The organism is Streptomyces sp. NRRL F-6676 (assembly GCF_000725625.1).
Classification (GTDB): domain Bacteria; phylum Actinomycetota; class Actinomycetes; order Streptomycetales; family Streptomycetaceae; genus Streptomyces.
Genome location: NZ_JOHS01000027.1, coordinates 40,333 through 53,258, shown reverse-complemented (window position 1 = coordinate 53,258; position 12,926 = coordinate 40,333). Strand labels below are relative to the sequence as shown.

Sequence of the window (12,926 nt, the reverse complement as noted above, 5' to 3'; positions counted from 1 at the left end):
CGCTCAGTCCTCCGCCGCCGCCTCGACGGCCTCGGCGGTCTCGACGACCCCGGCGGCCTCGGCGGTCTTGACGACCTCGACGGTCCCCCGGTCGCCGTCGACCACGACCGTGTCGCCCGTGTGGATGCGCTGCGTCGCGTCCTTGGTGTTGACGACCGACGGCACGTTGAACTCCCGCGACACGATCGAGCTGTGCGAGAGCATCGAGCCGATGTCGGTGACCACCCCGCCGGCGATGGCGAACAGCGGGGTCCAGGAGGCGTCGGTGTAGCGGGTGACCAGGATCTCTCCCGGCTGGAACTCGTCGGCCTGCCAGACCAGGTCCTCCACGATGCGGGCCCGGCCGACGATCCGGCCCGGGCTGGAGCCCAGCCCCTCCAGACGGGTCCCGCCCGCGGTGCCGGATCCGCTCCCCTCCGCCCGCGTCCCGCTCATCGCGCCGGACCCGCGCCGCGTCGGCCGGGTGGGGTCGTGCTCGCCGACGAACGTCAGGGGCGGCTCGGGCAGCCGGTTGTGGTAGTCGTGCAGGCGCCGCCGCGCGTCCAGCTCCGCGCGCGGGAACGCCTCCCGGGCCGGGCGCACACCGGCCAGATACGCGCGAACGTCCTCGAAGTCGAGGTACGCCACCTCGTCCGAGGAGTGCAGGACGCCCTCCTCGACGAGCCGCCGCCCGACCTCGTAGACCACGTTCCTGACCAGCCAGATCGACGTGACCATGGACATGCGGGTGGTCTCGCGCAGTTCGCTGCACAGCCGGTAGAGCGAGATGACCGTCTCCAGCGTGCGGCGTCGCGGCAGGGGCAGGGCGCGTACGGCCGCCCGGACGTCGCCCTCGGCCCTGGCCCGGCTGCGGCCCATGATGTCCTCGACGGTGAAGCCGTCGGCGGCGTAGCGGCGGATCATCTGGAAGAGGTACGAGGGGTCGTCGATCCAGCGCGGGTGGGTGAGTTCCATCTCCTGGCGGCTGCGGGTGCCGTTGGCGCGCAGGAAGGGTTCCATCTCGGCGTGCCAGAAGGCGCGGCCCTCGTCGTCGGCGCGCAGCCGGCCGGCGATCTCCTCCAGGGGCGACCCGTCGATGATCTCCATGACCCGGGGGCGGGCCTTCGCGGCCTGGGCGACCTTCCAGATCTCCTGGGCGGAGGCGACCGTCCGCAGGCTGGACATGTCCGTCTTGAGGCGGTTCTGGAGGTTGTCGCCCTCGGCGCCGAGCCACTTCCCGCACAGCTCGGTGAGGACGCCGTAGAAGCCGAAGGCGTTGATGTAGTACGGCATGTAGCCGACGTGGGCGTCGTGGAAGAAGCCGAGGTAGCGGGTGAGTTCGGCGTGCAGCTCGCGGCGGCTCATGCGGGTGGGGTCGAGGCGCCGGGCCCGGTCGAACTCGTAGAGCCGGGTGGCGACCATCTCCTCGGCGCGGTGCTTCATCGTCAGCATCTCGGTGGCGGTGGCGCGCACCCAGTGCAGGGTGGAGAGCAGGTCCTCCAGGCCGCCGGGGAAGGTGCCGAAGGGGTTCTCGTACGTGGAGAGGTCGGCCTCCTCGCTGACGAAGCGGCTGGTGAAGTGGCGCTGGTCGCGGGTGGGCAGGCACTGGCCCAGCAGATGGGCGGTGTAGGAGATGTTGAGGTAGACGTGGCCCTGGAGGTAGCCCATGTGGAGGTCGACGTCGCCGGTGTCGCGGACGCCGAGGGCGGCGGCGCAGTCGCGGTGCACGTGTTCCTGGTAGTAGCGGGCGAAGCTGAGGCCGAGCGGTGACATCAGGCCGACGAAGATCTCGCCGATGTCCATGCGGGACCAGAGCGTGCCCTGCTGTATCGCCTCCGGCTGGGGCGCGACGTACGGGCTGTGCCGTTCCTCGCGGGGGGTCTCCCGGGGGCGGGTGGTGATCGGCCGGGTCTGCAACAGGTACAGCGTGCCGTCCCGCAGGGCCCACTCGATGTCCTGCTCGGCGCCGTAGTGGGCGCGCACGTCGAGGGCCAGCCGGGCGAGCGCGGTGAGCTGGGCGCCGGTCAGGCAGGGGGCGTCGCGGTCGGCGGCGTCGACCTTGGTCATGCCGATGGTGCCGGGGGTCACGGAGGCGCACTTGGTGACCTTGTAGCGGACGCGCTCCTCGACCACCTCCAGGGTGCGGTCGTCGACGGCGAAGAAGTCGCTGGAGACCCGCCCGGAGACCAGCCCCTCCCCCAGTCCGCAGCACGCCTCCACCACCAGGCGGTGCGGGCGGCCGCCGACCGGGTCGACGGTGAACAGCACCCCGCTGACGTCGGCGTGCACCATCTCCTGCACGACCACGGCGATGGAGCCCGCCGCGCCGCCGTCCCGGTAGGCCGCCGCGCGGTCGGACCAGAGCGAGGCCCAGCAGGTCTTCACCGCGTCCAGCAGCGCCTGGTCGCCGAAGACGTCCAGGACGGTGTCGTGCTGTCCGGCGAACGAGCGGTCGGCGGCGTCCTCCCGGCAGGCGGACGAGCGGACGGCGACGCGCGGGCGGCCGAGGTCCGCGTAGGCGGCGAGGACGGTACGGGCGAGAGGCTCGGGCAGCTCCCGGGCGGTGATCAGCTCGCGGACGGTGCGGCTGTCGGCGCCGCGGGCCTCGGCGGCGCGGATCTCGGCGGCCAGGCCGGTCTCGCGGAGGAAGAGGTCGAACAGTGCGGTGGTGAGGCAGAAGGCGGGCGGGACCGGGAGGCCCGCCCCGGTCATCTCGTCCAGCCGGGTCGCCTTGCCCCCCGCCGTCTCGACGGTGGCGTGGCCCTGGCCCAGGGTGAGGACGAGGCCGGCGTGCGGGGCCCCGGAGGTGGCGCGGGCGTTCTCGGATCGGGTTTCCATGAGGGGTTCTCCTGGCTCTCCTGGCTCTCCTGGCCTGCTCAGACGCTCCGGACGGACGGGACGCCCCGGACGGACGAAAGGGATCCGGCGTCGGTGCCGGCCCCGGCACCGGCACCGGCACCGGCACCGGCACCGGCACCGACGCCGGATCCCGTACTGGTGCCGGTGAACGCGCGGAACGGCTGGCCCGGGACGATCCGCGTGGCCCGTACGCCGGTGAAGCCCGCCTCCTCCAGCTGCGCGGACAGTTCGTCCGCCCGGGGCAGCGGGCCGCCGAAGTCGGCGTAGGTGAACCAGAGGTTGAGGACGTCGAGTCCGGCATTGCCGCCGCCCCGGCAGGACGTGGTGAGCAGCAGCCGGCCGCCGGGGGCGAGCAGGGAGCGGGCCCGGCGCAGCGCCTCGACGCGCTCGTCCTCGGGGAAGTAGTAGATGTTGTTGTGCAGGGTGACCAGGTCGAACTGCGGTTGCAGGTCCAGCGTGCGCAGGTCGCCCTGCCGGGTCTCCACGCGGTCGGCGAGGCCCCAGGCGGCCATGTTGTCGGCGGCCCGCGCGGCGACGTCCTCCTGGAGGTCGACGGCGACGGCGGTGAGCCGGGGGTTGGCCTCGGCGGCGTACCGGACGTAGGCGCCGGTGCCGCAGCCGACCTCCAGGAGGCGGACGGGGCCCTGGCGGTCGAGGGTCCGGTCGAGGGCGGCCTCGACCATCGCGCGCAGCGCCAGGGACGAGCGGGCGATGACGGTGCCGTCCTGGTCGGCCAGCGAGAAGCGGCGGCCGGCGGAGAGCATGCGGGGGGCGTCGAGGAGGACCGGCACGTGGAAGCGGAGGATCTCCTCCAGGGTGGCGGCGACGGCGTCGTTCCCCGGCAGGGCGAGCAGCCTGGCGGCGGGGCTCCTGAGCCGGTAGCAGCCCTCGCTGGTGCCGAGTTCGCCGAGCCGGACGCCGGTGTCGAGCCAGGCCCGCAGCCGGGGGCGGTCGTCCTGGGGGACCTCCAGGTACTCGGCGAGGCTGTCGAGGTCGCAGGGGCGTACGGCGAGGCAGCCGAGGACGCCGGAGCCCGCGGCGGAGGCGAGGAAGGCCGCCCGGTAGAGCGGGTTGACCAGCGCGGTCGACAGGGTCAGCAGGACGGGGTTGCGCGGGTCGGTGGCGATCCGCGCCAGGGACAGCGCGTCCGTGAGGGGTGCCTCCACCCGGTGTTTGACGGTCCTGGCCAGGCTCAGCAGATCCATGGGGAATCCCTCTTCGGGGTGTCAGGGGTCCTGGGGGTGTCAGGGGTCCTGGGTGTGTCAGGGGTCCTGGGGGGCTCCGGCTCGGCGAGCCGGGCGAGTTCGTCCCGGATCGCGTGCAGGAGCGCCGGGCGGGCGGGGCCGTTGAGGAAGAAGTGGTCGCCCTGGAGGTGGTGGTGGAGGAGGGAGCCGGTGGTGTACGCGCGCCACGCCTCCACGGCGGGGCGCGGGGCGACGGGGTCGCGGTCGGCCGAGAACGCGGTCATGGGGCAGTCCAGCGGGGGCCGCGGCGTCCAGCGGTACTCCTCGCAGACGGTGAGGTCGGCGCGGAGCACCGGCAGCCGGCGGTCCAGGTAGGCGGCGGCGACGGCGGGGTCGTCGCCGAGGCCGCCGAGGTCGTGGACCAGCCGGCGCAGATCGGCGTCGGACAGCGTCCGGTCCGCGCGGTCGCCATAGAGGTGGGGTGCCGCGCTGCCGGACACGAACAGGTGGCGGGGCGTCTCGTGGCCTCGGGTGCGCAGCTCGCAGGCGACCTCGTAGGCCAGCAGTGCGCCCATGCTGTGGCCGAACAGGGCGTAGTCGTGAGTGAGTTGGCAGTCGGCGAGGGCGTCGGCGAGGTCGTGGACCAGGGGCCGCACGGCCGAGTACGGCGGTTCGCGCAGCCGGAGGCCCCGGCCGGGCAGGGCGACGGGGACGACGTGCGCGCCGCCGTCCAGCCCGGCCTCCCAGCCCCGGTAGACGGAGGCGGTGCCGCCCGCGTAGGGGAGGCAGATCAGGCGCGGGGACGCGGCGCGGGTCCCGTTCGCGGGGGTGAGGCCCGGGAACCAGGCGGCGGGTGGCCGCGGGGCCGTGGCGGGTCCCGGTGGTCGCTCGGTGATGGGCACGTCGATCCTCTCGTGAGCCGTCGCTGCGGGCGGGCCGTCGCTGTCAATGGGCCGTCGCCGTCGGCGGGCCGTCGCCGTCCATGGGCCGTCGGGGCGTCAGCGGGGCACGTACTTGCGGCCCTCGGGCGAGTTCAGCCAGGCCAGGGTGAGGTCCATGCCCTCCTGGAAGCCGACCTCGCTCTTGAAGCCGAAGTCGTCGCGGGCGCGGTCGATGGCATACGACTGGTCGCGGTCGAAGAGGTGGACGGCGTGCCGGGTGAGCACCGGGCGGGCCTTCACCCGCAGGGCGCCGTAGAGCTTCTCGGACGCCGTGGCCACCCCGCGCGCGAGCGGGGTCGGCAGGCTGAGGGCGGGCGGCTTGACGCCGAGGCCGTGGGCCAGCGCCTCGACGTACTCGCGCCAGGTCGTCAGGTCGGCGTCGCGCAGGTTGTACGTGCGCCCGGCCGCCGTCTCCGAGCCGCAGGCGGCGATCATGCCGTCGACGAGGTTGCCCACGTAGACGAGTCCGGCGGGGACGTCGCCCCGGCGGATGTAGACCATCTGCTTGCCCAGCAGCAGGGTCGCGATCTCGATGACGAAGTCCTTGCTGCGCGGCCCGTAGACGGAGACCGGCCGGACGACGGTCAGCGGCAGCCCGGTCCGCTCGGCCGTCTCGCGCACGGCGCGTTCGCCGAGCAGTTTGCTGCGGTTGTACGGCAGCCCGATGTCGCGCGGCGGCGCGGACTCGTCGCAGGGGGTGGCCGGGTAGCCGTAGACGTCGGTGGTGCTGACGTGCAGGAACCGTTCGACGGTGCCCGCGTGGTGCGCGGCCTCGGCGAGGCGGCGGCTGCCGTCGACGTTGACGCCCCGGAACTGCTCCCACGGGCCCCAGTCGGCCGACATGCCGGTGCAGTTGTAGACATGCCGTACGCCGGCCGTGGCGCGGCGCAGGCTGTCGGGGTCGGCGAGGTCGCCGGTGACGATCTCGACGTCGGCCCCGTCGAAGGCGGAGCGGTCGCTGCCGTCGCGGACCAGGACCCGGACGCGGTGGCCGTGTTCGGCCAGCCGCCGCGTCAGGTGCCCGCCGATGAAGCCGCTCGCGCCCGCGACGAGGACGTCGGGGACGGAGGCGGGGACGGCGGCGGAGGGGTGGCGCGGGGCGGGTTCGGGGCGGGTGTCGCCGGGGGTGGTCGCCGCGGCCTCGGAGGCCGCCCCCGGACTCGCGGTCGTCGCCGGCGTCGGCGTTGCGGTCGTCGCCGGCGTCGTGTGGTCTGCCATGGCACGCCCCAGGAGGTCGAGGGAATGGTCCAGGTCTTCTTCGGTGTGGTCGGCGTTGACGAAGAAGCGCAGGCGGCACTCGTCGCGGGCGACGGCCGGGTAGCCGATGGGCATGACGTTCACGCCCCGCTCCAGCAGGGTGTGGGAGAGCGCCATGGTCCGCTCCCAGTCGCCGATGACGACCGGGACGACGGCGGAGGCGCGCGAGACGCCGATGTCGAGGCCGCGGGCGCGGGCCTCGTCGCGGAAGTGCTCGGCCAGCCGGCGCAGCCGGGCCACCCGGCGCGGATCGTCCTTGAGGACCCGGATCGCCTCCAGGGCGGCGGCGGTGTTCGCCGGGGAGATGCCGGTGGAGAAGATGTGCAGCGGGGCGGTGAACCGCAGGTACTCGACGAGCGGGCCGCGGGCGGCGATGTAGCCGCCGAGGCTGCCGAGGGCCTTGCTGAGCGTGCCCATCCACAGGTCGACGTCGCCGCGGTCGACGCCGAAGTACTCGCCGATGCCCCGGCCCGTGCGGCCCAGTACGCCGAGGGAGTGCGCCTCGTCGATCATCAGCATGGCGCCGTGGCGCTTCTTGACCTCGATGAACCGGCGCAGGTCGGGGATGTCGCCGTCCTGGCTGTAGGCGCCCTCGATGAGCACGAGGGCCCGGCGGTGGTGGGCGCGCTGGGCGTCCAGCAGCGCGTCCAGGGCCCGCCAGTCGTTGTGCGGGAACGGGCGGCGCCGGGCGCCGGACAGGATGCTGCCGCGTACGGCGCTGTCGTGGATCCACTCGTCGTGCAGGACGAGGTCGTCGGGGCCGAGGAGGTGCCCGATGGTGGCCACGTTGGTGGCGTGGCCGCCGGCGAAGACGATCGCGTCCTCCGTGCCGAGGAACGAGGCGATCTCGGCGTCCAGTTCATGGTGCAGCGGTGTCTCCCCGCACAGCAGGGGCGTGGCCGAACTGGACGTGCCGTAGCGGTCGATGGCCTCCTGCGCGGCCCTGCGGACGCGGGGGTGGTGGGAGAGGGCGAGGTAGTTGAAGGAGGCGAAGTTCAGCACGGTACGGCCGTCGACGGTGGCGTGCCCCGCGTTGTGGCCCTCGTGGGTGCGGCCGTAGGGGTTGGCGCCGCCGGAGCGGGCCTGGCGGAGCCGGCCCTGGAGCTCGGCGTACTCGGGCCACTCCTCGAAGGCGCGTTCCTGGTGGACGGTGGGCGCCTCGGTGGCGGGGGCAGGGGTGGGGACGGTCCGAGGTGCCCCGGGGCCGAGTACGTCGGCGAGCCGGCGGACGGTCGGGTCGTCCGGGAGGGAGCCCCGGTGACGCTCCAGGACGCCGGGGTACGCGCGGGCCAGCGCGCGTTCCAGTTCCGTGCGCATGAGGGAGTCGAAGCCGAGGTCCCGGCCGAGGCGGGCGTCGGGGGCGATCTGGTCGACGGGGAAGGAGCAGACGCGGGCGACGTGGGCGAGGAGGTCCTGGAGCGGGTCGGTGTGGTCCGCCGGGGACGTCAACTCGGCTTCGCCGGGCTCGGGTTCGGGTGTCGTCACGGCCGGTGCCTCCTCCGCGGGCTGCGCGGGCGTCGTCGTCGGCGGCGGGGTGAACCAGTACGACTGCCGTTCCAGGACCGTGTGCGGTACGGACACGCGCGGGCGCCGGTGCCCTTCGTCGAGCGCCGCCCAGTCCACGTCGCCGCCGGCGCAGTGCAGGCGGCCAAGCGACCGCAGGAGGGTCTCCCAGTCGGCACCGCCCGCCGGGTCCGGTGCGCCCCTGCGCAGGGAGGGGAGCCACAGCGCCGGGTGGTCGGGGTCCGGCGGGGCCGCCGTGCGGGCCAGGCCGAGCAGGGTGGGGTGCGGGCCGATCTCGACGAACGCGTCGCAGCCCAGGCGGCGCAGGGTCGCGAGGCCGTCGGCGAAGCGGACGGTGCCGAGCAGGTGTGCGGCGAGTTCGTCGCCGCCGATGCGGCCGGTGACCGGCTCGCCGGTGGCATCGGAGATCCACGGGATGCGGGGCTCCGCGAAGCGCACGGCGCGGGCGGCCTCCCGCAGCGGGGCCGCCGCGCCGGCCATCAGCGGGGAGTGGAAGGCGTGCGAGACGGCCAGCGGCCGGACCACGACGCCCCTCTCCTGGAGCAGGGCCCGGGCCGCGTCGGTCTCCTCCCGGGCGCCGGACAGGACGAGCCGTCCGGGTCCGTTGACGGCGGCCACGGAGACGGAGGCGAACCCCTCGGCCACCGAGCGGATCACGTCGGCCGGTCCGGAGCACGCGAGCATCGCGCCGTCGCCCGGCTGCTCGTCCATGTGCCGGCCGCGCACCGCCGCCAGGGTCAGCGCGTCCTCCAGCGACAGGACCCCGGCCACGCACGCGGCGCCGTACGCCCCGATGCTGTGGCCGAGCAGCGCGGCCGGCCGGACGCCGAGCGACGTCCACAGTTCGGCGAGGGCCACCTCCAGCGCGACGAGGGCGGGCTGGCAGTACCGGGTGGAGCCCAGCAGGGCCGCGCCGTCGTCGGCGAACAGCAGCTCCGGCAGCGGGAGTCGAAGATACGGGCGCAGTACGGCGTCGGCGCGGTCGAGGGTGCGGGCGAAGCCGCCGTGGGTGTCGTAGAGGCCCTTGCCCATGCCGGTGTACTGGGTGCCCTGGCCGCTGAAGAGGAACGCGACCTTGGGTGCCGGGCCGGTGCGGGTCCGGTCGCGGACGACGGCGGTGGACGCCTCGTCCCGCACCAGGGCGTCGAGCGCGGCGTCCAGTTCCCCGGCCGAGCCGCCGGTGAGGACCGCGCGGTGGGCGAGCCGGGGGCGGCCCGTGTTCGCGGTGGCGCAGAGCGCCGCGAGGTCCGCCTCCGGGTCGGCGGCGAGGTGGGTGCGCCAGTGGGCGGCCAGGGTGGCGAGGGCGGTGGGGGTGTGGGCCGAGAGACAGAGGGCGTGCACGGGGCGGTGCGGCGGTGCGGTGTCGTCCGGGACCGGCTCGGGGGCGGCTTCGAGGATCACGTGCGCGGTGGCGCCGCCGAACCCGAAGGAGCTGACGGCGGCGCGGGCGGCGGGTGCCGCCGGGAAGCCGGGGAGGTCCGTGAGCCGGGTCGGTACGGCGAGGGCCGCGTCCGGCACCAGGTGGCGGTTGGGGGTGCGCAGGTGCAGGGTCGGCGGCACCTGGCGGTGGCGGACGACGAGGGCCGCCTTGATCAGTCCGGCGATGCCCGCGGCCGCCTCCAGGTGCCCGATGTTCGTCTTGACGGAGCCGACGAGGCAGGGCGCGTCCGCCGGACGGTCCCGGCCGTAGACGGCGGCCAGCGCCTCCCACTCGACGGGGTCGCCGAGCGGAGTCCCGGTGCCGTGCGCCTCGACGTACTGGATCTCGCCCGGGGTGAGTCCGGCGCGGTCCAGGGCCCGTGCGCAGACCTCCTGCTGGGCCGAACCCCGCGGCGCCGTCAGGCCGTTGCTCCGGCCGCCGTGTCCGGTCGCCGAACCCCGGAGCACGGCGTGGATCCGGTCGCCGTCGGCCAGTGCGGCGGCGAGCGGCTTCAGCAGGACGAGGCCGGCGCCCTCGCCGCGCACATAGCCGTCGGCCGCGTCGTCGAAGGTGCGGCAGCGGCCGTCCGGCGAGAGCATGCCGCCGGCCGCGAACGCCACGGAGAGGCCGGGGGTGAGCATCAGGTTCACCCCGCCGGCGAGCGCCGCGCCGCACTCCCCGCGGCGCAGGCTCTCGCAGGCGAGGTGGACGGCGAGCAGGGACGAGGAGCACGCCGTGTCGACGGCGAGGCTCGGTCCGTGCAGGTCGAGCGTGTACGACAGCCGGTTGGCGGCGAGGGAGTGGGCGTTGCCGGTGGCGCCGTGGACGTCGATGGCCTCGGGGCGGCTCATCTGGAGCGCGGAGTAGTCGTGGCTGCTGATGCCGACGAAGACGCCGGTGGCGGTGGCGGCGAGCCGCGCCGGGTCGAGCCCGGCGTCGTCAAGGGTCTGCCGCGCCACTTCGAGGAGCAGCCGCTGCTGCGGATCGGTACGGGCGGCCTCCCGCGCCGACATGCCGAACAGCCGCGCGTCGAACCCGTCGACCCCGTCGAGGAAGCCGCCGTACGCCGGCGCGTCCACCCGGGCGGCGTCCCACCGCTCCCGGGGCACCTCGGTGACCGCGTCGCGGCCGTCCACGAGCAGCCGCCAGAAGCTGTCCACGTCGGGGGCGCCGGGGAAGCGGCAGCCGATGCCGACGACGGCGACCGGTTCGGCGGCGTGTCCGGCGTCCCACGCCCCGTCGTGTCCGGCGCCCCACGCCCCGTCGTGTCCGGCCGCGCGGTCGCCGGCACCCGTGCCGGTGAGCCCGGCCGTGGTGCCCTGGCCACGCGCGTCTGCCGCGGGCGACGCGGTGGCCGCGGTCGCCGCACGACGTGCCGCCGGGCCCCGTGCGGGGGCCGTGCCGACGTGGGCCGCGAGTGCCCGTACCGTCGGGTGGTCGAAGACGGCGCCCGTGGTGACCTCGCGGCCCGTCAGGGCGCCGAGTTCCGTCACGATCTCCACGGCCTGCTTCGAGTCCAGGCCCAGGGACGCCAGCGGGCGGGTGGGGTCGACCGCCGTCGCCGCCAGCCCGAGGCGGCCGGCGATACGCCGGACCAGCCACTCCTCGACGGCCTCGGGGGCGTACGGCGTGGCGTCGGCGGGGGCGGTGGCGGGGACGGGCGGGTCGTCCGGCCCCGGCTCGTCGAGCAGGAGGGACAGCAGCGTGTCCACCCGTGGGCGTACGAGCAGTTCGCCGTACGGGATCGGTACGCCGAGCCGTTGCTCCAGGTCGCGTACGGCGGCCAGGAGCGTCGGGTGGTCGAGGTTCAGTTCGGCGAAGGTCCAGTCGGTGATGTCCGGGGGGTCGTCCGTCGGGGCGACTCCGGTGAGGGTCTCGGTGACCGCGTCGAGCACCCGGCGCCGGCGCCGGGCGGGCGGCAGTACGGCCAGTGCGTCACAGGAGGCCGGGGTCCCGGCGTCCCGGATCACGCTCGCCGCCACCACCGACAGCCCCAGGTCGAGGAAGTCCCGCCGGCACGCCTGGCGTTGGATCTTGCCGCTGGTCGTCTTGTGCGCCGTCGAGCGCTTGAGCAGGACGACGGCGTGCGGGGTGACCTCGTGCGCCTCGGCGATCGCGGTGCGCAGCCGGGCCAGCAGCGCGGGCGCGTCCGCCACCCGCCGCCCCTCGACCTCGTGGGCGACGACCATCTCCTCGGCGCCGTCCACCTCGACGGCGAACACCGCGCCGCAGCCCGTGCGCAGGCGCGCGTCCGTCCGCTCGGCCGTCAGCTCGATGTCGTGCGGGTAGTGGTTGCGGCCCTGCACGATGACGACGTCCTTGGTGCGGCCGACGACGTACAGCTCGCCGTCGCGCACGAAGCCGAGGTCGCCCGTGCGGAGCCACCGGCCGCCGTCCTCGCCCCCGACGCCCCCGACGCCCGCGATGCGCGCCCCGAACGCCTCCTCGGTCGCCTCGGGCCGGCGCCAGTAGCCGTGGGCGACGCTGCCCCCGGCGAGCCAGATCTCCCCGACGCGACGCCCGTCCGCGGGGATCCGCCGCCGCGTGCCCGGGTCGACGATCGCGACGTCCACGCCGTCGACGACCGGACCGCAGCCGACGACCTCGGTCACCCGCCCCGCACCGCCCGCCGGCACGGGCCGGACCGTGCCGTCGCCCAGCTCCCGGGCGGCGAACGCCCCGACGGTGGGCGCCACGCCCGCCCGGACCCCGGTCACCATCAGCGTGGCCTCGGCGAGCCCGTAGCACGGCAGCAGCGCCTCCTCGCGGAAGCCGCAGGGCGCGAAGCGGTCGGTGAAGCGCCGCAGGGTGTCGGCGCGCACCGGCTCCGCCCCGTTCAGCGCCAGCCGCCATCCGCCGAGGTCCAGCCCCGCGCGCTGCTCGTCCGTGATCCTGCGGACGCACGTCTCGAAGCCGAAGTTGGGCGCGACGCTGGTGGAGGCGCGGGTGCGGGACAGGGTCTCCAGCCACAGCAGCGGCCGCCGGACGAAGGTCATGGGCGCCATCAGATGCGCCGGGAACCCCCCGTACAGCGGGGTCAGGATGCCGCCGATGAGGCCCATGTCGTGGTACGGCGGCAGCCAGGAGACCATCGCCGAGTCGGCGTCGTGCTCCAGCCGCCGGTGGATCGCGCGGAGGTTGTGCAGCAGGTTGTCGTCGCCGACCATGACGCCCTTGGGCGACGAGGTCGAGCCGGAGGTGTACTGGAGGAACGCCGGGCCCTGCCGGACGGGACCCGGATCGCGCCAGTCCTCCGCCCCGGCGGTGTCGGCGCCGCCGCCGGTCACCAGCCAGCGCAACCCGCCCAGGCCCAACGCGGCGAGGTCGCCGGGCCGGCCGGCCACGAAGCGGGAGATCTCCTCCGTCGTCAGCGCGTGCGTGGCCCGCGCGTCCCGGGCGATCGCGGCGAGCCGGGGCATGGTCCGGCCGAACCGCCGGGTGTCCGGCGGGTAGGCGGGGACGGCGACGGCGCCCGCGTACAGGCAGCCGAGGAACGCGGCGATGTAGTCGAGCCCCGGCGGGTGGAGCAGCAGGACCGGCTTCCCGGCCAGGTGCTCGCGCTGGAGGAGCGCGGCCACCGCGCGTACGCGCAGGTCGAGTTGGCGGTAGCTGACCGACTCGCCGTCCATGTCTCCGGCGCCGGTCAGGAAGCGGTACGCGAGGGCGTCCGGGCGACGCTCGCGGTGGTGTCGCAGGAGCCCGGCAACCGTCGTCGGTTCCGCGCCCCGCCCGTACGGGCCGGTCGGGCCATGGTTCATATGC

At 75.1% G+C, this 12,926-nt stretch carries 4 protein-coding genes; all 4 read right to left on the bottom strand.

The window, feature by feature from the left end; genetic code table 11:
• Nucleotides 1–3: 3 nt before the first annotated feature.
• The 4 genes from IO29_RS18290 to IO29_RS35590 all read right to left on the bottom strand — a co-directional run bounded on the left by IO29_RS18290 (nt 4) and on the right by IO29_RS35590 (nt 12,922).
• Nucleotides 4–2,817: an undecylprodigiosin ligase RedH gene (locus tag IO29_RS18290; RefSeq protein WP_030380564.1), complete on the bottom strand. Its 2,814-nt coding sequence runs from the start codon at nt 2,815–2,817 to the stop codon at nt 4–6.
• Between the two features lie 38 nt (nt 2,818–2,855).
• The gene (locus IO29_RS18285; RefSeq protein WP_234307560.1) at nt 2,856–4,043 is read right to left on the bottom strand and encodes an SAM-dependent methyltransferase; all 1,188 of its coding nucleotides are present in this window, start codon (nt 4,041–4,043) and stop codon (nt 2,856–2,858) included.
• Nucleotides 4,031–4,924: a thioesterase II family protein gene (locus IO29_RS18280; RefSeq protein WP_030380562.1), complete on the bottom strand. Its 894-nt coding sequence runs from the start codon at nt 4,922–4,924 to the stop codon at nt 4,031–4,033. Before IO29_RS18280 ends, IO29_RS18285 begins: the two co-directional genes overlap by 13 nt.
• Before the next feature lie 96 nt (nt 4,925–5,020).
• The gene (locus tag IO29_RS35590; RefSeq protein WP_051707762.1) at nt 5,021–12,922 is read right to left on the bottom strand and encodes a type I polyketide synthase; all 7,902 of its coding nucleotides are present in this window, start codon (nt 12,920–12,922) and stop codon (nt 5,021–5,023) included.
• Nucleotides 12,923–12,926: the final 4 nt, after the last annotated feature.

Excerpts from the sequence above, each read along its gene's own strand:
- IO29_RS18285 (WP_234307560.1), bottom strand. The coding sequence starts at position 4,043 with ATGGATCTGCTGAGCCTGGCCAGGACCGTCAAACACCGGGTGGAGGCA.
- IO29_RS18290 (WP_030380564.1), bottom strand. The coding sequence starts at position 2,817 with ATGGAAACCCGATCCGAGAACGCCCGCGCCACCTCCGGGGCCCCGCAC.
- IO29_RS35590 (WP_051707762.1), bottom strand. The coding sequence starts at position 12,922 with ATGAACCATGGCCCGACCGGCCCGTACGGGCGGGGCGCGGAACCGACG.